This is a genomic window from Streptomyces sp. NPDC107517 (assembly GCF_055582645.1).
Map to the genome: position 1 here is coordinate 1 of NZ_JBVJPM010000021.1, position 19,077 is coordinate 19,077.

Genomic DNA, 19,077 nt, shown 5'->3' on the forward strand with positions numbered 1-19,077 from the left:
AGCTCCATCTCCAGCTTGCCCTTGCCGTTGAGCGTGGCGATGACGAGGTCGGGGTTGTGCACCTCGACACCGGCCGGGGGCGCGATGTCGGCGGCAGTGACCAGACCCGGGCCCTCCTTGCGCAGGTACATCACGACCGGCTCGTCCTGCTCCGAGGAGACGACCAGCTGCTTGATGTTCAGGATGAGGTCGGTGGCGTCCTCCTTGACGCCCGGCACGGTGGTGAACTCGTGCAGGACACCTTCGATACGGATGGACGTGACCGCCGCACCCGGGATCGAGGAGAGAAGGGTCCTGCGCAGGGAGTTGCCGAGGGTGTAACCGAAGCCCGGCTCCAACGGCTCGATCAAGAACCGGGAGCGGAACTCGTCGACGACCTCTTCGGTCAGGGACGGCCGCTGAGCAATCAGCACGAGGTATTGCCTCCAGTGGTCTGGCGCCCGCTATGTGACACCGTGGTCACCATGAAGGGTACGGGCGATACGGGCGATACGGCCGCTGAAGCGACCGAGCCGCCCGACTCCGCCCGTCTGCCGGGCAGTCGGGCGGAGTCGGCGGGCCCAGCCTTCGCAGGAGTGGAGGCCGACGGTCAGCTGCTCCTGCGCCTGGGCGCCAGTCACACGGAGGAGGGCCGGGACTGGTACAGCCGGGTGTGATAGCGGCCTTCCGCCTCCAGTCCGGTGGGGTCGTCGCCGGCACGGAGCACCTGCTCGACGGCGCAACGCTGTTCCGCCGCGCTCGTGAACATCCGCTGGGGATAGGTACGTGCGGAGTCCATCGTGGTGCTCAGGCCGTGGGCTTCCAATTGTGCGATCACGGGCCCGTAGGGCACGGTGCGCAGGACGAACGCGCTGACCCAGATCGGCTCCCGTCGGCACTCCAGCAGCGCCCGGAAGGTGCGGTCGGTGATGTAGCCGACGCCTCCGGTGACCGTGATCAGGCCGGTGTCCGCGACGGCGCGCCGCAACCGGGGGCTGGGCGGGCTGTGTTCCAGGTTCTCCCCATAGGCCTCGTCGAGCAGGCCGACGGCCAGGGCGTACTGGACGGCGTTGTCGGCGGCGTCGAGCCCGATGACCGGGGTCGCGTCCGCCCGGCGCCGTGAGGCGTAGAACTTCTTGTCGAGTTCGATGAGTTCGGCGGACGTGAGGCCGTCGACCTCGGGGCTGGAGTAGTGCGCGTACAGCTCGGCAAGTGTGACCTGGTAATTGAGGAGAGCGGCGTTGAAGCCGTAAGAGCAGCAGAGGTCGAGGACGGTGACGGGATCAACGGTGCCACCGGCCGCGGACCGTTCGGTGCGGGTGCGCCGGAAAACATCCTGGCCATGGTGCGGTATCTCGTATTCCAAAGGGGCGAGTCGGCGGACGTAGGCGCGAGGATCGGGCTCGTTGTAGATGTCATCGAATCGGGTCTTGCCCGATATGGCACTGACAGGGCCTGCGACCATGGGGCGTACCTCCCCGGAATCAGGACGGGTGACTGCACAAAAACCTGTGTCGGACCGGTTGCACCGCTTGATAGACCTCGCGGCGAGAACCGGCCATGGGTGACATCGCCGACACTGATCGAAAACCGGCCGACGCCCGACCGAGGGCATGACGTCGCCCACTCACAACCCGTGCAGCGCCTTGTGTCCCGTCAGGACTGACCAACATGACCTGGCGAACCACCAGGAATGGGCTGACGGCCCGCAGACAGCTCTCTCGTGACGTTCGAATGTCCGTTCGACGTTAAAAACGCGCCGTGGATTTCTTCGACTTCCTGTCCGGGAACTGGTCGAATGTTCGGGATGCCACGGTGGATCATGCCGTGCACGTCCCCGAAGGGCTCGGCATCGCGGTAGGGGTAGGCCTGCCCCTGGCGGTGCTCGTCTACCGCACCAGACTGCCGCGCGCCGCCGTTCTGGGAGCCAGGCCCAGATTTCTCACGATACCCGCGCACGCCTCGTTCGGCCTGCCGACCACCTCGCTCGGGCTGGGCAGGGGGCCGCAGCGCGTGGCTCTGACGATGTACGTGCTGCTGCCTGTCATCCGCAAGACGGTCGTCGGCCTGCGTGGGGTCACGCCCGCCGTGGTCGAGTCGACCCGGGGCATGGGCCTGAGCCGGTCCTCACACCGGCCGGAACCGCGCCGGATGCGTGTGGCGACCGCTTCGGATGTGCCGGCTCAACGGAGCCGTACAACGCGCGCCCTCACCCGGGCACGGATGCGCCCCGTGGACTCCGGCCCCGTGGACCTCGACCCCGCGCATGCTCCCGCAGCCGCGGTCGGAACCAGCTTCGCGTGTGACCGGCAGTACCGTCCGCCGGTTGACCGGAGCGCGGCCCAATTCCCTTACGTCACAGGGGTACTGACGATTCGCAATGCACTACTCAAGGAGTGTTCGATGACAGTTCAAAGATACTTCCAAAAGACACTTCTGGACTATATAGGGACAGTTGACTCTAATCGCCTACATTTCATATGGTTTCATCTCGCCATGGAGGAGATCAGATGATGACTGGAGACCAACAGTCGGCCACGTCTCGGCGACGCGTGCTGGCCGCTGCCGCACTCGCACCGGTGCTGGCCGGGGCGGGGCCTGCCAGCGCTCGCGCGATGCCCGACGAGGCGGCCGGGGCCCGGCCTCACAGGCGGGCCAAGCCGGTGACCACCACCGCGTCGGACTGGACGGCCGTAGCGAAAGCACTGGGCCGCAGCGGCAACCTCCTGCGAGGGACGACGTACCACACCCCCTTCCCCCGCGACGATCTCCGCGTCGTCGTCGAGGGCGGCATCGTCATCAAACCGGAGCTCGCACTGGGTGCGCACGTGGCCTTCGTCCGCTACGACGACGGCAGCACCATGTGCATGGGCGATGTAGCGGTCACCGAGACGGAACTGCAGCAGGTGATCGACGCCTGGCAGGCGAACGGAATCGCGCAGACCGCGCTCCACAAGCATCTGCCCGCCCACAGCCCCGACATCTGGTGGGTCCATGTCCATGGACACGGCCACGACGAACTGGCCCTGGCACACGGCCTGCGCGCGGGATTCGAACGCACGGGCATCCCGCCGGCAACACCGTCCGGCCCGCCGAGCTCCGTCGACCTGGACAGCGCCGGAATCGACGCGGCGCTGGGCGCCAAGGGTTCCAGCGACGGCGTGGTCTACAAGGCCGTGTTCGCCCGCCGCGAGACGATCTGCGACGGCCATCTGGTACTGCCCTCCGGTCTGGGCGCGACCAGCGCGTTCATTTTCCAGCCGCTGGCAGACGGCAGAACAGCGCTCAGCGGTGACTGCGTCATGCTCGCCGAGGAGGTCCCGCACGTGCTGGGAGCCTTGCGGCAGGGCAAGATCGAACTCGTCGAGCTGCACAACCACCACTTGGCGGAGAGCCCCCGCCTGTTCTTCACCCATTTCTGGGCCGTGGGCGACGCCGTCGAGCTCGCCACAGCGCTGCGCCCCGCAGTGGATGCCACCAACGTCGTGCCGACCAGCGGAGTATGACGAGCGAACAGCGGATCACTGCCCCCACGACAACCCCGCAGGCCGACTCTCACGATCCACGACCTTCAGCCACCGCTCCATCTTCAGCAATTCGGTGCAACCTTGCCCCCGAGGGCATACCTGCCGGCACTACCGCTCCCACTGCCCGGTGAGCTGCCCGGTGGACCGTCCAACCACCGACGCCTTCGACGCCGTCCTCGAGGCCGACGACGTGCAGATGCTGCGCAGCCCACCCTTGCCACCCAGGGCGGCAAGGGTGGCAAGGGTGGCAAGGACGAAACGCTCTTTCAGGACTTTGGGCAGAGTGTTCGAGAAGAGGGGCCCGGCGGTACGTCTTCACGCCACCGGTCAGCGGTGAACGAGCCCCTCGCCCAACTGCACAGTGAACGCACCGGGTCCACCGTCGCTTCTACGTTCCATACCCGTGCCGTGTCGTCTTCGCCCCTGCTCACCAACGTTCTGCCGCCGGGCCGAAGACCACACCGGTGACGTTGGCGGTGTGGCCTTCCAGCGGATCGCCGATCTGGCGATGGGTGGCGACGTCCCAGAGCCTGACCGTGTGGTCCATGCTGCCGGTGGCCAGAGTTCTCCCTTTGGGACTGAAAGCCACGGATGTGGCGCCTCTGAGATGGCCGGTCAGCGGATCTCCGATCTGCTCACGTGTGGCCGCCTTCCAGAGCCGGACGGTATTGTCGCGGCTCGCAGTCGCCAGCAGCGTGCCATCGGGGCTGAACGCCACCGCCGTGATCCACGCGGTGTGACGGGCCGCGGTTTCGCCGATACGGCGGTGCGTGGCAACGTCCCAGAGCGCCACCGTGTCGTCCTCGAGCACCCTGCCGTTTGACCATTGAGGTGACGCGAGCACCTAGATCTTGGTGGAGTGACGGTATGACGACACTGCGGCAGCGCGTCCTCCGGGGTCTTGAACAGTTCAATGCCGCCCACCCCTGGGACCACAACGCCCACTACCACCCCTGGATCCTGCGGCAGCTCCCCCGCCGGTTCGACAGTGCCCTGGACGTCGGCTCCGGCAGTGGCGACCTGGCCAGGCACTTGGCCAAGCGCGCACGGACAGTGCACGGCATCGACTCCGACCCGAGGATCATCGCTCAGGCACGCGCGCTGACCCCGCCGGCAGCTCCTGTCGCCTTCACGACCGCTGACGCACTGACCGGGATCCCGGCGGACTCATACGACGTCATCACGTGCCTCGCGGCAATCCACCATCTGCCGTTCACCGAAGGGCTCACCGTCTTCCGCAAGCATCTGGCGCCCGGAGGAACGCTCGTGATCGTTGGGCTGTCGCGTTCGACGACCCCGGGCGACTACCTGCTCAATGCCGTAGCCAGCCCACTCAACGCCGCCACGGGATGGCTCAAGAACAGAGGCCGTACGGCACCTCGTCCCACCTCGATGACGGCCTTGACCCGACCAGCGGATATGAGCTTCCCCGACATTGTCCGCGAGGCCCGTTCGATCCTGCCCGGCGCACGGCTGCGCCGTCGACTGTTCTGGCGATACACGCTCGTTTGGCATCACCGTTGATCGCCCCTCATCCTCGGACCACGAGCGTGATTTCTGTGAAAGCCAGGTGGCGTGAGAACGCCAACCGCTGATGTTCTCAAAACCTCCTGGCCCCTCCGCAGGCCAGCGAGCCGCCCGCTGCCAGCTGCCCTGCGGCAGGACACCGTTGCCCTTCAGGCCCCTCCAGGACGTACAACAGCAGCTGCTGGAGCCAGAGTTCGAGCCCGACACCGCGCCGCTGCGCTGGCTCCGACGGCTACGGCTGGACCACATCAATGGGGGAAGAACGGGCGGACCGTGTCCGACCTGCAGCGGCATACCCTGCTGGAAACGGTGTACTACCCAGCTCAGAAGGCGATTTCGCGTAGCCCGCCAGCACTCGGACCAGCCCCAACCGAATCGGGCAAGGTCAACCCGCCCGCCGCCACACCGTCATGTCCGCTGTCAGAAAGGCGATGTTCGGCACTGCGGTCGACTTCGTCTGGATCACGAGCAGTGCGATGTCCCCGTTGCGGTGCCGGACGCAGATCTCGCTGCCGGACGCCGCCGCGGCGAGCGGGAGGCGATGAGCCGTCTGACCCTTGGTCAGGAGGCGGCACTCGTCGAGGTCCGCGCCCGGTTTACCGAAGACCAAGGTGAACACGCTGGTGTCGCTCTCCAGCGTGCAGCTGACCTCCTTCGCGCAGGTGAAACGGATGTCCCCTGTGCGGTCCTTGAGCTGGAACGGGCTCTTGAAGCTCAGTGAGTCCTTCGCGTCCAGCCACTGCCCGGAGTGGGGTTCGCCCTGCGTGGACTCCGGTGCCGTCGCGGAGGGGTGTGCTGCTCCCGACGCCGCGCCTGGCTCCTCGCCCGCCGCATCGCTGCCGGCCCCCGACTTCGCCCCAGGGGCGGACGGGGAAGGGGAGGCCGACGCCCCCGCGGTCGTCCGCGGACCGGCCCCCGCCGCCGAGCCCGTACCACCCGAGCCTCCATGGTCCTGGCCACGGAACACGCCCGTTGCGTCCATGATTGTCCACGCCAGGACCGTGAGTACCAGCACGGCCGCCGTGACGGCCGCTCGTACAGCCAACGTGGTCCCGCGTCTTCGTGACGGCGCCCTGCCCGGGTCCGTCGGCGCCGCCCATGGATCCCGCGCCTGCTCCGGCCCGGTGGCGGCCAGTGGCAGCGTGCGTGCCGGCGTGGGGTCGGGCACCGGCGGCGGCACCGTCACCTCCGGCCCCATGACCTCTCGCCAGACGGTCGGCCCCGCGCCCGCGTCGGCCTCCCCGCCCAGCTCCTGCCGGCACCACTCCACGACTTCCGCCAAGGTGGCTCGCTCCGCCGGATCGGCGGCCAGGCAGCGGGCGATCAACGGGCGGAGCCGGGCGGGCAGGAGCGACAGATCGGGCTCGGCGTGCACGATCCGGTACAGCACGCTGACCGCGGGGCCATCCCCGTAAAGCGGCTCGCCGAGGGCCGCGAACGCCGCGGTCTGACCGAGGGCGAACACGTCCGTCGCCGCCGTGACCGCGCCCCCGGACGCCTGCTCGGGAGCCATGAACTGGGGCGTGCCGATGGTGGACCCCGTGGCGGTGTGCGAACTCACGCCCGCGGCCAGCGAGATACCGAAGTCGATCACGCGCGGTCCGTCGGACGCGAGCAGGACGTTCGACGGTTTCAGGTCGCGGTGCACGATCCCCGCGCCGTGGATCGCCTGGAGAGCCTCCGCGACTCCGGCCATCAGCCACAGCACCGCGGGCACCGGCAGCGCCCCGCCCCGTCCCACAGCGTCCGCCAGCGAGGGTCCGGGTACGTAGAGGGTGGCGAGCCAGGGCGGGGCGCCGTCCGCGTCGCCGTCGATCAGCTCCGCGGTGTACGCGCCCCTGACTCGCCGGGCGGCCTCCATCTCGCGGCGGAATCGCCGCCGGAAGGCGGGGTCGTCGGCCAGTTCGGGCCGGACAACCTTGATCGCCACGGGCCGGCCACCCTGCGTGTGCGAGAGGTAGACCCGTCCCATGCCACCTGCGCCGAGCCGCGCCGCCAGACGGTAACCGGCCACAACGGACGGATCGTCCGCCTGTAGCGGCTGGAACACCCCAGGCGCGTCGCAGATCGCCATTCGTACCCCCTGATCCCCTGGTCAACAGGTGAGTTGCTGCTGACCGACGGTCCGTAGCCTAGCCTCCGCGTTTCCGTTGGGTCGGTTGAGATGTACTGACCGTGCCGAGCAGCGCGTACGTGCGCGTCCTGGCCCTGCAGTGGCGGCCCAACGCTGTCCGGATGGGCCTCGACAACATCATGTGGGTCACCTGACCTCATTCCAGCACGGCGCCGTAGAGCAGCACGCCCAGCCTCCCGCTGTGGCCGGCCCGACTTGTCCCTGATGAGCCGTCACTCTTGTTGGGTGCAACCCCCGACACGACGGGAGGGCCGCGTGTCCCCCCACACGCGTGACATGGGGGCCATCCAGCTGCAGGTCGGCTCACTGCCGCCTGGCCAAACCGCCAGAACAGCACATGCGTTCTAAGAAATACCCCCTTCTTGCCCCGAACGGCTGGCCCGGCGGAGCGTTATTCCGAGCACCTGTCCGAGGAGCACGCACACCGAGGAGGCCGTATGCCCCGCCACCACAACACACCTGGCGCGCACACCACGCTCGACTGGCCCGTGTCTGCACTTCTCGGCCCTCCCCTCCATGGCAGCTCTCCGCATGTCTCAGCGCAGTCACGTGCTACCGCTGTGAACACCGTGTTCTCAGGGGAGACGTCGCGGCCGGCCCACCCGGACATCGCGGTACGCGGCACGACCACAAGGGTGCGCGAGGGGGTGATCGCGTGAGTGAGCGCTACACGAGCGTCGTCGACGTGCTCATGCTCCCGTACCGCGAGGACGGACGCATGCCACTGCTGCGCCGCGCGCAGGGCCAGTATGCGGCAGGGCAACTCACCGTTGTGGGAGGCCATTTGGAGGAGGGCGAGTCACCCCTGGAGGGGGCGATCCGGGAAGCCGAGGAGGAGCTGGGCCTTCAGATCAGCCCGCGCGACGCGGAGTTCTGCGGCCTCTTCCAGTTCGTCGCCGACGACGGGCCTCGGCGGCTCGGAACGGTCTGGGTCACCCGGTCCTGGAAGGGAACTCCGATCAACAACGAGCCGCAGAAGCACGCGGAGTTGTTGTGGGCGGAACCGGGTGATCCGCCCGAGGACTGCCACCCCTACACCCGGGGCGTGCTACGCCACTTCGTCGCAGGCTCGATGTACGGGGTCATCGGGGCCGAACCGGCCGTGACCGGTGAGGTCGCATGAGGGCGCCGCGCCGTCCTCGGATGGCGGAGCCCACGGTGTCGGGGTTCGGCCGCATCCGCGATCTGGCTGCCCCCAACCGCCGGCCGACCGCCGCCGACAGGGACATCGCGCCCAGGCCCAACCAGCCGACCACCGCCGACTCGAACTGAACGCCCCACCCCGAGGAGCCCCATGACCTCCGTACCCATCACCGGCATGCCCGCCGAGACCAGCGCCGACCAACTGCGTACCGCCCTCATCGACCAACTCCTCACCGACCGCCGGATCCGCACGCCCGCCGTCGAGTCAATGGGCTGGCGCTGACCCGGTCCACCACCGTGCTCTCAGAAGGGTGTGTCCCCCTTGTTCACCACGCAGGACGACTGGAATCGCGGCTACGCCGACGGTCGCCGCTACCGGAGCCTGGATGATGCCGAGCGCTCCTGGCTCGCCCAGGAGGTCCCCGCTCCGCCGACGGGCAGGGCCCTCGACGTGGGGTGCGGAGTCGGCGAACTCGCCGCGTTTCTGGTGTCGTTGGGCTACTCCGTCGACGCCTCAGACTGGGCCGAACACGCCCTCGCCGAGGGCGTGGCACACCACCCCGAGGTGGACCGCTGGCTGAAACTCGATATCGAGCGCGACGACTGGGGACAGCTGCACGCGTCCGGGTACGACCTGGTCACCCTCCGGCTCGTAGCTCCATTCCTGGAAGGCCGTACGCGGATTCTGCGCGACCTCGGGCACCGTCTGCGTCCCGGCGGCGCCCTTGTCGTCATCACTCCGCTCGCTGCCGAAACTCCGGCAGAGCACCGCGGCATCGCTCTCGACGAGGACGAACTGTCCGAACTGGGGGCCGGCTGGGCGCGCGTCGAACGCACGGACGTGGCGGGCTTGGCACTCCTCGTCCTGCGGCGTGCGCCCCTCATGGTGGCGCCCCCGGAGACGATGCCCGGTGGCGCCAGGCGGGAACACCGCCTCGGCCTCAAGGAGAGGTACTACGCGCAGGTGGCCTCCGGCCGCAAGACCGTGGAGGTCCGCGTGAATACGACGCGGAAGGCCGATATCCGCGTGGACGATGCCCTCGTCTTCCACGGCGAGGAGTCCGGCCGTGAACTCGATGTCATCGCCCAACGCATCACCCAGTACGCGTCGTTCGAGGAGTTGTTGAACGGCGAAGACCCCTTGCGGATCGATCCTGACGCCACGCGTGAGGAACAGCTTCTCAACCTGCGCCGGATCTATCCGCCCGAGAAGGAGGCGCTGGGGCCGCTCGCGATCGAGTTCGACCACCGGCCGGCGCGTGCGGGGCACGCGATGCCGATGTCCGCCGAGGAGTATGTGCGGACACTCCCCCACCACACCGTGTACGGCTGCCTGTATCTGCGCGACGAACAGGACCGTCCCGTGCAGTTGCGCTCGGTGTACGGCAACAGGCTCTGGCAGCTCCCCGGCGGCAACACGGACGCCGGCGAGGACCCTCTGGAGACCGCACGCCGCGAGGCGGTGGAGGAGACCGGGCTCTGCCTCGGCCAGGGACGGCCCCGTCTGCTGTTGTCGCACTACGTCCACCCTGGCCCCCGCTGGCCCATGGGCAAGCTCGGTTTCATCTTCGACGGAGGAACCCTCACCCGCGAGCAGCTTCGGCAGATTCGCCTCGATCCGACCGAGCACGATCTGTGGGCGGTCCACGATCTCGGCCACTGGCGGCACCTGATGGGCGAAGGACCGTACGCCCGCCTGGAGGCCGTCGAGCTGGCGCGGACCGGCCGCGGGCCGCAGTACCTCGTGACCAGCCACACCTGAAGCCCGATCACATACCCCAGGGAGTCGTCATGTCCGTTGAAGCCCGCAACGAGCAAGCCTGGACCGTCTACGGCCAACGCCAGCTCGACCACGGCCACATGCCACCCGTACCCGACACGATCATGTGGTCCCCGTGGGAAGGCGTCGGACCGGGCAGCGAGATTCTCGGCGACCTCACAGGCAAGCGGGTGCTGGACATCGGATCCGGCGCCGGCCACCACGCCGTCCACCTGGCCCGCGCCCACGGCGCCCGCGTCACCGCGATCGAACTGTCCGCCACCCAGCACGCCCGCGCCACCCGCCACTACGGCGGCGAAACAGGTGTCGACTGGCTGCACGGGGACGTCATCGAACACCTGCGCGCGGCCGAACCGTACGAGGCCGCGTACGCGGTCGGCACTCTCGCGTACCTCGATCCGCACGTATCGCTGCCTGCCCTGCGCGACGCACTGGCCCCGGGCGCCCCGCTGGTCTTCTCGGTCCTCCACACAGACCTCCACGGCCACGGGCCGTCCACCACCGTCGCACCGCGCGAGCAGCAGATCCGCCTGCGCAAGGAGCCGCCGATCCCCGTCGAGATGTTCGTCCTCGTCCCGCACCTGTGGGAGGACCTGCTGACCTCGTACGGCTTCCAGGTCGAAGCCATGAACGTGCTGACCGCACCCGACGCGGACAACCCGGTCGCCCTTCAGCTCATCCGTGCGCGGCGGCTGCCGAACCGACGTGCGCGGACCTCCAGCCGGCCGCGCAGCGTACGGCCTCCCGCCCCGCACGCGGCGGTCGGCGTGGGCGCCATCGTCCTCGGCGCCCAGGGCCTGCTCCTGGGCCGCCACCGCCTCGGCACCACCGAGCTGCCCGGCGGCACCCTGGAAGCCGGCGAAGCCCCGCAGGAGACGGTCGTGCGCGAACTCGCCGAGGAGACCGGACTGACCGCACGCCCCGAGGACGTGATCCTCCTGGGCACACTCGTCGATCACGTCGGCGATGTCGTACGCGTCACCATCGGCGCGGTCGTCACCGCCTGGGAGGGCGAGCCCGCCACTCAGCCGGACGAAAGCGTCGGCGACTGGCACTGGTGGCCGCTCGACGATCTGCCCTCCGAATTGTTCGAATGCAGCGCCCAGATCCTCACGGCATGGCGCCCCGACCTTCCCATCCACCACCCGCCGGCACACTTCACTCCCTACGCCCGCCGCACGACGCCGTCGTCCGACCTGGGAGCCGCGGGTGCATGAGCCAGTCCGTGTGCTCCAGCTCGGTCGCCATCCCCCTGGTCGCGGTCGTCACCGGTCCTGAGGCCAGGGGGTCGTGAGGTGCACTGCGTGATCCGCAAACGGGGCGTGAGCCGGTGCGGGCACGACTGTGGGAGCAGGGCGGTGGCGCCTGAGCATCGTCATCGCCCTGCTCCTCTCGTCGCGGCATCACGGCCTGCCAGCCACTTCAGTCCGGAGCGACGGGTACGTGGACGGCGCGAGTGCCGGGATGCGGCGCAGAGTGAGGTGGCACAGCACTGTGACGGCGATGCCGACGGCGAAGGTGATGTCGCCGATGGCCGGGTGGGCCTTGGCGATCGGGCCGGTGTAGTAACTCTGGTTGCTGAACAGGGCGACCGAGACCGTCACGCCGACGAGGAACGAGATCAGTCCGGAGCGGTTCGTGTGGCGCGGATCGGTGAGGAACGGCGCGAGCGACGTGTGGTGCCGGTGGCGGGTCAGGAAGCGTTCGGTGAGGACGACCGCGATCCACGGGCCGACCCAGTAGCCGATGACCAGGAGGAAGTTCTCGTAGCGGGTTCCGGCGTCGTGCAGGCCGGTGAGGGCGACGACGGTGCCCAGGATGCCGAAGACGGCGGCCGCCCAGGCGCGGGCCGAGGCGACGGGGAGCCGGATGCCGAGCGCGGTGAAGGAGACGGCGGCGGAGTACAGGTTGAGGGCGTTGGCGCAGATCCCGCCGAGGACGATGCACAGGAGGGTCAAGTCGGCCAGTGCGCTGGGCAGGTGGCCGGTGAAGGCCGCGGTCGGGGAGGCATCGGGGTCGGTGACGAGGGTGGCGGAGGCGGCGCCGGCCGCGAGGAGGACGGCGTTGGAGCAGAAGGTGCCGACGGCGGGCCAGAGCGCGGTCTGCCACTTCGGTGAGGCGGCGGGCAGGTAGCGTGTGTAGTCGGAGGCGAAGGGCGTCCAGCCGCCCACGTATCCGAACACGGCGCCGACGGTGAGCAGGAAGCCGCCGAGGCCTCCTCCGTGGCCGGGGGCGCCGAGGTCGGCCTTGCCCAGAGTGATCACGGTGGCGATCAGGAACACCACGACCAGGGCCGGCACCGCGATCCGCTCGAGCCGGTGGACGAGGTTGTGGCCGAGGAACCCGGCACCGATCTGTACCGCGGCCACGATCAGCAGGCTGGGTACGGTCGGCAGGCCGAACAGGCTGTTGAGGGCGAGGGCCGCGCTGACGCTGTTCACGGCGAACCAGCCGAGCCCTGCGGCAAGGGTGTTCACCGCAGCCGGAACACGGTTGCCGAAGTGACCGAAGGCGAGCCTGCCGAGCACCATCTGCGGCATCCCGTACAGCGGACCGTCCTTGCTCAGCAGCCCGAGACACAGCGAGGCGAGCGCCGTGCCCAGCAGCAAGGCGGCAAGGGCCTGCCAGAAGCTGAGGCCGAACGCGGCCACGGCCAGGACACCGATGAAGACGGTGGCGAACTCCATGTTCGGCGAGATCCACGTCCACAGAAGGTGGAACGGGCGGCCGTGGCGCCCGGCGGCGGGAATCGCCTCGGATCCGGCGGGCTCGATGGCGAGGACTTTCGTTCCGTACTCGGTAACGGCGGCTGGTGGGGCGGTGGTTCGGGTCGCGGTGTCCGCTCCGTCGGCGGGAGCGCCTTTCGCAACAGCACTCTCGATGTCGCTCGTCATCTCACTCGCCTCCGGTGGCCGTGCCTCGTGTGGTCGCCGCCGGCTGAGGTGCGGCGAAGCGGTGGTGCAGTTCATGGGTCAGGGCCGGCCAGACCACCGGGTCGTGGCCCGGCACCAGGCGGTAGCCGCGCTCGGCGGCGATGCTCTTGAGGCGGCGGATGGGCTCGACGGTCTGCTCGGGGGTCGCGTCGACCCGGCAGCCGATCGGGAGTTCGTGCTCGATGTTCTCCGTCAGGTCCGCCGCGTCGAAGGCGAAGACGAACCCGCCGCCGCCGACCGAGTCGTCGAGATCCACCACGAAGCTCTGGTGTCCGGGGGTGTGACCGGGCGTGAGGATCGCCGTGACACCCGGCGCGATCTCGACATCGCCCTCGGCCACCTCCCACTGCATGTCGGGGTGGTCGAAGTCGATCCGGTTGACCGCGTTCTGCTCGGGGATCGGGTGGGGCGAGAATCCGAAGTCGAGCTCGGCGCGCTGCACATGGACGGGGACGCGTCCGGCGAAGTGCTTGAGGCCGCCCGCGTGGTCGTGGTGCAGATGGCTCATCCCCACCGCGTGGATCTGGTCCATGTCGATCCCGGCGCGCGCGAGCGCCTCCTCCAGCGGCTCGCCGGGGCCGGGGAGCACGGGCCGGTAGGCGGGGTCGCCGTAGAACCGTCTGCGCAGGGCTGGATCGTTGATCAGCGCGGTGTTGAATCCGGTGTCGAGCAGCAACCAGCCGCCGTCGCACTCCAGCAGCACTCCGGGAGTCGGCTCCCGCAGTCGCTCCTGCGGCGAAGCACGGTGAACGGAAACCGACTTGGGGAGGTCCTCCCACCCCAGGGTGAGCAGCACGATGCGCCGTACGCCGTTCTTCACGCGAGCTCCTCGGTCGGAACCCGGCCGCAGGGCAGCCGGGTTCGGCTGGCCTCCCGGGCTTTTGTCCCGCCGTGGAACGGCTGGCATCACGGACGCCCGCCGCCTCGCCTCTCGGTCCAGACCCGCGACTGCGACGGAACCCTAGGCGCGCCTCACTGTGTGAGTCGCTCACAGACAAACCCACGCGTGTCACAGCCGACGAACCGTTGTATGTCCAACGTGTAAGGCGGTACGCGGGTGAGAGCGCAGTGAGTGCGTCCCGCGGCGACACCGGAAACCTCATCGAGGATGCCGACCGCGAGATCGACCCGTCCGAGCCGGAAAAAAGTGCCTTCCTTGCCGGAGTCTTCGGTCCAGCGAGCGATGAAGGCGCCGAGCGGTACGCCGAAGACAATCAACAGAACACCGATCAACAGGCCCATTCGCCAGCTCCCCGTGCTGGGCGCCGACCCGCTGGCCGGCGATGTCAGAGGCTGCTGATGATCAACCAGGCTGCCACGCCCAGCACCACCACGTATCCGCCGACGGAGATCACGTGTCCGGCGGCAGCGTGGCCGGCGTCCTCGATCCAGTGGCCCATGAGACCGACGAGCGGTGCGCCGAAAACGATCAACAGGATTCCGATCAAGTACCCCATCTGTACCCCCAATGCAGATGACCGGCCGGTGGCCAAGGGGGGCAATGGTAGGGGTGCCCCGTCAAGCGCGGAAGGGCTGGCGCCGCCGGTGCGTCAGCCGGGCCACCGACGCGTTCTGCCCGGTTCGGGTGCGCGCGTCCGGCCACAGGGGGGCGCCCCTCGATCCCTCAACTCGCCCCCGCCCGGGGTACACGGGCTCACCCGAGCCCGCCCAATGCCAACAAAATTGTTGACAATTTTGTGGCCTAGATTTAGCTTCGACAGGCACTCACTCAGGGAGGGCGCATGCCGAAGGAAGCCCGTCCAGGCTCCGGAGAGCAGGCCAGGCAGTACGCGCTGCAGCAGTTGCGGCAGGCGATTCTGCGCGGCGAGATGGCACCGGCGCAGCGGCTGGTGGAGAACGAACTCGCCGAGCAGTACGACGTCACCCGCGCGAGCATCCGCGCGGCGCTGCTCGATCTCGCCTCCGAAGGGCTGGTCGAGCGGATCCGCAATCGCGGATCGCGCGTGCGCGTGGTCACTGTCGAGGAGGCCGTGGAGATCACGGAGTGCCGGATGGTGCTGGAAGGACTGTGTGCGGCCAAGGCCGCGGCGCAGGCTTCCGACGCGCAGCTCGACGAGCTGACCGCCCTGGGCAAGGCCATGTCCAAGGCGGTCGCCGACGGCGATCCGCTCTCGTACTCCGAGCTCAACCACGAGCTGCACGCCCGGATCCGGGACATCTCCGGCCAGCACACGGCCGTCGGTCTCCTGGAGCGGCTCAACGCCCAACTGGTGCGCCACCGCTTTCAGTTGGCGCTGCGCCCGGGCCGCCCGCAGCAGTCCCTGGGTGAGCATCTGGCCGTGATCGAGGCGATCTCGGCCAGGGATCCGCAGGCGGCCGAGGCGGCCGCCCGCGCCCACCTCAGCAGCGTGATCGACGCCTTGCGCGCCGGCTGACGCCGCCCGGGCGGGCGCACCCCTGTCACAAGGAGAGGCAGCATGACCCACGACAACGCGCCCGCCACCCCACCACGTTCGACGCTCGTGATCACGGCACACGCCGGTGACTTCGTGTGGCGGGCCGGCGGCGCCATCGCCCTGGCCGTCTCCCGCGGCGAGAAGGTCACGATCGCGTGCCTCACGTTCGGTGAGCGCGGCGAGTCCGCGAGGGCCTGGCGCGAGGGCAGGAAGCTCGACGAGATCAAGGCGATGCGCCGCGACGAGGCCGAACGCGCGGCCGGCGAACTCGGCGCCGAGGTCCGCTTCTTCGACGCGGGCGACTACCCGCTGGTGGCCACGGCCGACCTCACCGACGCGCTCGTCGCTGTCTACCGCCAGACCCAGCCCGACGTCGTCCTGACGCATCCGGTCGACGACCCGTACAACGGGGACCACCCGGCGGCCAACCGCATGGCCCTGGAGGCCCGTGTCCTCGCCCAGGCCGTCGGCTACCCGGGCGAGGGCGAGATCATCGGTGCCCCGCCCGTCTTCTACTTCGAGCCGCACCAGCCCGAGATGAGCGGCTTCAAGCCCGGGGTCCTCCTCGACATCACCGAGGTCTGGGACACCAAGCGCAGGGCGATGGAGTGCCTGGGAGCGCAGGAGCACCTGTGGGACTACTACACCGATCTCGCCGTACGCCGAGGGGTGCAGCTCAGGCGTAACGCGGGGCCGAATCTGGGTCTGGCGCACAAGACCATGGCCGAGGCCTACATGCGCCCCTACCCGCAGATCGCGAAGGAGCTCGCCTGATGCCCGGCGTGATTGTCACAGGACCACCGAAGGCGGACGCCGAGGACGTCGAGGCCCTCGCCGGACACGGCGTCGCCACGGTTCACGAGGCGATGGGCCGCACCGGCCTCCTCGGCCACCATCTGCGCCCCAACCAGCAGGACACCCGCGTCGCGGGCACCGCCGTCACCGTGCTGTCCTGGCCCGGAGACAACCTCATGATCCACGCGGCGGTCGAGCAGTGCGGCGAGGGCGACCTTCTCGTCGTCACCACCACATCACCGTCCCCGGACGGCATGTTCGGCGAACTCTTCGCGACCGCGCTCGAGCGCCGCGGCGTGCGTGGCGTCGTCACGAACGCCGGCATTCGCGACACCGCCGAACTGCGCGCGATGGGCTTCCCGGCCTGGTCGGCCGCCGTGTCCGCCCAGGGCACGGTCAAGGCCACCGGAGGCAGTGTGAACGTCCCCGTCGTCATCGGCGGCGAGGTGATCCGCCCCGGCGACGTGATCCTCGCCGACGACGACGGCGTGGTGGTCGTCCCGCGCGAGCGCGCGCGCGAGGCCGCCGAGAAGTCCCGGGCCCGCGAGGACAAGGAAGCGGCCACTCGCGCAGCCTTCCTGGACGGCCAACTGGGCCTGGACCGGTACGGGTTGAGGGAGACGCTGACCAGGCTCGGCGTCACCTATCAGGCGCATGAGATGTATCAGACGCGCGAGCGGCAAGCCGGGCACGCGTCATGACCGCGCCCCCGGGTGTCCGCTGCATGGTGATGCGCGGCGGCACCTCCAAGGGTGCCTACTTCCTCGCCGAGGACCTGCCCGCCGAACCGGCTGTCCGCGACGACCTGTTGGTGCGGATCATGGGCAGCCCTGACCCGCTCCAGATCGACGGCCTCGGCGGCGCCCACCCCCTCACCAGCAAGGTCGCGGTGATCGCGCCCGGCGCGCACCAAAGCGCCGACGTCGACTATCTCTTTCTTCAAGTCGGCGTCGAAAGGGCAGAAGTGTCGGACCGCCAGAACTGCGGCAACCTGCTCGCGGGGGTCGGCCCGTTCGCGGTCGAGCGCGGTCTCGTAGCGCCGGGCCTGGGTGAGACCTCCGTCCGTATCCGCATGCTCAACAGCGGCGAGCTCGCCGCGGCCACTTTCCCGACCCCGGACGGGTGCGTCACTTACGCGGGTGACACGGAGATCTCCGGCGTACCGGGTGGTGCCGCGGCCGTCGTCATCCAATTCCCCGCGCGTACGGGGACGTTGCTACCCACAGGCAACGCGCGTGACCAGGTCGCGGGTCTTGAGGTGACCTGCGTCGACAATGGCATGCCGACTGTCCTGATCCCGGCCACGTCCTTGCAGATCACCGGCTACGAGGACCCCGGGAACCTGGAAGCGAGCGCGGAGCTGGCCGCCCGGCTCCGCGAAATCCGCCTCATAACTGGGAAGTTGATGGGACTCGGCGACGTCTCGACCGCCACCGTGCCCAAACTGACGCTCCTCGCTCCGCCCCGCCACGGCGGCACGGTCACCACCCGTACCTTCATCCCCGAACGCTGCCACACCTCCATCGGCGTCCTCGGCGCGGCGAGCGTGGCCGCGGGACTGCGGATCGACGGCAGTGTGGCGAAGGGGATCACGGCCCTCCCCGCCCACGGTGACCGGCTCCGCATCGAGCACCCCACAGGCTTCACCGACATCGAGAGCAGCCTCACGACCTGCGCCGACGGCCTGCCCCGCGCCTGCCGCACCGCTGTGGTCCGCACCGCCCGCAAGATCTTCGACGGCACCGTGTTCCCCCGGCCCGCCGCCGTGACTCCCCCGCCCGCACGACCCACAGGAGGTCAGCGATGACTCCGCCGCTCGGCGACATCGCCCACATCGGCCACGCCCAGCTGTTCACCCCGGACCTGGACGCGTCCGTCACCTTCTTCACCGATTTCCTGGGCCTCACCGTCAACGGGCAGGACGGCGACACCGTCTACCTGCGCACCTTCGACGACTACGAGCACCACAGCCTGGTCCTCACCGCCCGCGAGCAGCCGGGACTCGGCCGGCTCGCCCTGCGCACCTCCAGCGAGGAGGCACTCCGGCGCCGGGTCGAGGCGCTCGAGGACGCCGGCCGCACCGGCCACTGGGCCGAGGACGAACCCGGCATCGGCAAGCTCTACCTCACCACCGACCCGGACGGCCACGAGCACGCCCTGTACTGGGAGAGCGAGCACCACCGCGCCCCCGAGGAGCTCAGGCCCGCGCTCAAGAACCAGCCACAGTCCAAGCCCAACAAGGGAGTTGGGGTGCGGCGCCTGGACCACATCAACTTCCTCGCCGCCGACGTCCTCGCCAACGCCGAGTTCCAGGAACAGATCCTCGGCGCCCGCCCCACCGAACAGATCCGGCTCGGCACCGGCCGGATCGCGGCGCGCTGGCTGACGTACACGAACAAGTCGTACGACGTCGTCTACACGGAGGACTGGACCGGCAGCGAGGGCCGCCTGCACCACATCGCCTTCGCGACCGACACCCGCGAGGACATCCTGCGCGCCGCCGATCTCGCCATCGACTCCGGAGTGTTCATCGAGACGGGTCCGCACAAGCACGCCATCCAGCAGACGTTCTTCCTCTACGTCTACGAACCCGGCGGCAATCGCATCGAGTTGTGCAACCCGCTCACGCGTCTCGTGCTCGCCCCCGACTGGCCGCTGATCACCTGGACCGAGGCCGAGCGCGCCAAGGGCCAGGCCTGGGGCCTGAAGACCATCGCGTCGTTCCACACGCACGGCACGCCTCCCGTCGAGGCCTGACCGAGCCCGCAGTCGCGCCCCGGGGACCCTCGCTCGTCGCCGGGGCCGCTTTGTACAAGCCAATTGTCAACAAAAACGTTGACGT

At 69.2% G+C, this 19,077-nt stretch carries 21 protein-coding genes and 1 riboswitch; of the genes, 13 read left to right on the forward strand and 8 right to left on the reverse strand.

Annotation, left to right across the window (positions count from 1 at the left end; all coding sequences use genetic code 11):
* Both ACZ67T_RS34500 and ACZ67T_RS34505 read right to left on the reverse strand, forming a co-directional pair.
* The coding region (locus tag ACZ67T_RS34500; protein ID WP_469989379.1) for a DNA-directed RNA polymerase subunit alpha at positions 1–413 on the reverse strand (413 nt) is incomplete at its 3' end.
* A gap of 203 nt (positions 414–616) precedes the next feature.
* Complete coding sequence (locus tag ACZ67T_RS34505; RefSeq protein ID WP_469989380.1) at positions 617–1,444, reverse strand: hypothetical protein; 828 nt, start codon at positions 1,442–1,444, stop codon at positions 617–619.
* A gap of 296 nt (positions 1,445–1,740) precedes the next feature.
* Here ACZ67T_RS34505 and ACZ67T_RS34510 point away from each other — a divergent pair, with 296 nt between their 5' ends.
* Positions 1,741–2,493, forward strand: a complete 753-nt coding sequence (locus ACZ67T_RS34510) for a hypothetical protein (RefSeq protein ID WP_469989382.1) — start codon at positions 1,741–1,743, stop codon at positions 2,491–2,493.
* A gap of 149 nt (positions 2,494–2,642) precedes the next feature.
* Complete coding sequence (locus tag ACZ67T_RS34515; RefSeq protein WP_469989384.1) at positions 2,643–3,485, forward strand: DUF1259 domain-containing protein; 843 nt, start codon at positions 2,643–2,645, stop codon at positions 3,483–3,485.
* Between the two features lie 448 nt (positions 3,486–3,933).
* On the opposite strand, the gene ACZ67T_RS34520 is transcribed toward ACZ67T_RS34515, so the two are convergent.
* Positions 3,934–4,317, reverse strand: coding sequence for a WD40 repeat domain-containing protein (locus tag ACZ67T_RS34520; RefSeq protein WP_469989385.1), 384 nt, complete (start codon positions 4,315–4,317; stop codon positions 3,934–3,936).
* 56 nt (positions 4,318–4,373) lie between these two features.
* Here ACZ67T_RS34520 and ACZ67T_RS34525 point away from each other — a divergent pair, with 56 nt between their 5' ends.
* Positions 4,374–5,030, forward strand: a complete 657-nt coding sequence (locus ACZ67T_RS34525; protein WP_469989566.1) for a class I SAM-dependent methyltransferase — start codon at positions 4,374–4,376, stop codon at positions 5,028–5,030.
* A gap of 388 nt (positions 5,031–5,418) precedes the next feature.
* Here the strand turns inward: ACZ67T_RS34525 and ACZ67T_RS34530 are convergent, their stop codons facing one another.
* Positions 5,419–7,107 carry a serine/threonine-protein kinase gene (locus ACZ67T_RS34530; RefSeq protein WP_469989387.1) on the reverse strand — a complete coding sequence of 563 codons (1,689 nt, stop codon included), beginning with the start codon at positions 7,105–7,107 and terminating at the stop codon, positions 5,419–5,421.
* Between the two features lie 715 nt (positions 7,108–7,822).
* Here ACZ67T_RS34530 and ACZ67T_RS34535 point away from each other — a divergent pair.
* From ACZ67T_RS34535 to ACZ67T_RS34555, 5 genes are read left to right on the forward strand one after another with little or no spacing between them, the layout of a single operon-like run.
* The gene (locus ACZ67T_RS34535) at positions 7,823–8,290 is read left to right on the forward strand and encodes an NUDIX domain-containing protein (RefSeq protein WP_469989389.1); all 468 of its coding nucleotides are present in this window, start codon (positions 7,823–7,825) and stop codon (positions 8,288–8,290) included.
* A gap of 20 nt (positions 8,291–8,310) precedes the next feature.
* Positions 8,311–8,439: a hypothetical protein gene (locus tag ACZ67T_RS34540; protein ID WP_469989391.1), complete on the forward strand. Its 129-nt coding sequence runs from the start codon at positions 8,311–8,313 to the stop codon at positions 8,437–8,439.
* Positions 8,440–8,461: 22 nt separating this feature from the next.
* Positions 8,462–8,593, forward strand: coding sequence for a hypothetical protein (locus ACZ67T_RS34545; protein ID WP_469989393.1), 132 nt, complete (start codon positions 8,462–8,464; stop codon positions 8,591–8,593).
* 39 nt (positions 8,594–8,632) lie between these two features.
* Complete coding sequence (locus tag ACZ67T_RS34550) at positions 8,633–10,072, forward strand: NUDIX domain-containing protein (RefSeq protein WP_469989395.1); 1,440 nt, start codon at positions 8,633–8,635, stop codon at positions 10,070–10,072.
* 29 nt (positions 10,073–10,101) lie between these two features.
* The gene (locus tag ACZ67T_RS34555) at positions 10,102–11,307 is read left to right on the forward strand and encodes a bifunctional class I SAM-dependent methyltransferase/NUDIX hydrolase (RefSeq protein WP_469989396.1); all 1,206 of its coding nucleotides are present in this window, start codon (positions 10,102–10,104) and stop codon (positions 11,305–11,307) included.
* Between the two features lie 186 nt (positions 11,308–11,493).
* On the opposite strand, the gene ACZ67T_RS34560 is transcribed toward ACZ67T_RS34555, so the two are convergent.
* From ACZ67T_RS34560 to ACZ67T_RS34575, 4 genes are all read right to left on the reverse strand, one after another.
* Entirely contained in the window at positions 11,494–12,984 is a 1,491-nt protein-coding gene (locus ACZ67T_RS34560; RefSeq protein ID WP_469989398.1) for a purine-cytosine permease family protein, read from the reverse strand.
* Position 12,985: 1 nt separating this feature from the next.
* Positions 12,986–13,843, reverse strand: coding sequence for an N-acyl homoserine lactonase family protein (locus tag ACZ67T_RS34565; protein ID WP_469989400.1), 858 nt, complete (start codon positions 13,841–13,843; stop codon positions 12,986–12,988).
* A gap of 48 nt (positions 13,844–13,891) precedes the next feature.
* A riboswitch (guanidine-I (ykkC/yxkD leader) is annotated at positions 13,892–13,999 on the reverse strand.
* Positions 13,996–14,265: a hypothetical protein gene (locus tag ACZ67T_RS34570; protein WP_469989402.1), complete on the reverse strand. Its 270-nt coding sequence runs from the start codon at positions 14,263–14,265 to the stop codon at positions 13,996–13,998. Its footprint overlaps the riboswitch before it by 4 nt.
* A 44-nt stretch (positions 14,266–14,309) precedes the next feature.
* Positions 14,310–14,516 (reverse strand): hypothetical protein, encoded by a 207-nt coding sequence (locus tag ACZ67T_RS34575; RefSeq protein ID WP_469989404.1) that lies wholly within the window; start codon positions 14,514–14,516, stop codon positions 14,310–14,312.
* A 249-nt stretch (positions 14,517–14,765) separates the two neighbouring features.
* Here ACZ67T_RS34575 and ACZ67T_RS34580 point away from each other — a divergent pair, with 249 nt between their 5' ends.
* From ACZ67T_RS34580 to ACZ67T_RS34600, 5 genes are read left to right on the forward strand one after another with little or no spacing between them, the layout of a single operon-like run.
* Complete coding sequence (locus tag ACZ67T_RS34580; protein ID WP_469989406.1) at positions 14,766–15,419, forward strand: GntR family transcriptional regulator; 654 nt, start codon at positions 14,766–14,768, stop codon at positions 15,417–15,419.
* 42 nt (positions 15,420–15,461) lie between these two features.
* Positions 15,462–16,214 carry a PIG-L deacetylase family protein gene (locus tag ACZ67T_RS34585; protein WP_469989408.1) on the forward strand — a complete coding sequence of 251 codons (753 nt, stop codon included), beginning with the start codon at positions 15,462–15,464 and terminating at the stop codon, positions 16,212–16,214.
* Complete coding sequence (locus tag ACZ67T_RS34590; RefSeq protein WP_469989409.1) at positions 16,214–16,936, forward strand: 4-carboxy-4-hydroxy-2-oxoadipate aldolase/oxaloacetate decarboxylase; 723 nt, start codon at positions 16,214–16,216, stop codon at positions 16,934–16,936. The genes ACZ67T_RS34585 and ACZ67T_RS34590 overlap by 1 nt, the downstream gene beginning before the upstream one ends.
* Positions 16,933–18,042 (forward strand): 4-oxalomesaconate tautomerase, encoded by a 1,110-nt coding sequence (locus tag ACZ67T_RS34595; RefSeq protein WP_469989411.1) that lies wholly within the window; start codon positions 16,933–16,935, stop codon positions 18,040–18,042. The genes ACZ67T_RS34590 and ACZ67T_RS34595 overlap by 4 nt, the downstream gene beginning before the upstream one ends.
* Positions 18,039–18,992: a catechol 2,3-dioxygenase gene (locus tag ACZ67T_RS34600; RefSeq protein WP_469989412.1), complete on the forward strand. Its 954-nt coding sequence runs from the start codon at positions 18,039–18,041 to the stop codon at positions 18,990–18,992. The genes ACZ67T_RS34595 and ACZ67T_RS34600 overlap by 4 nt, the downstream gene beginning before the upstream one ends.
* The last annotated feature ends 85 nt before the right edge of the window (positions 18,993–19,077 follow it).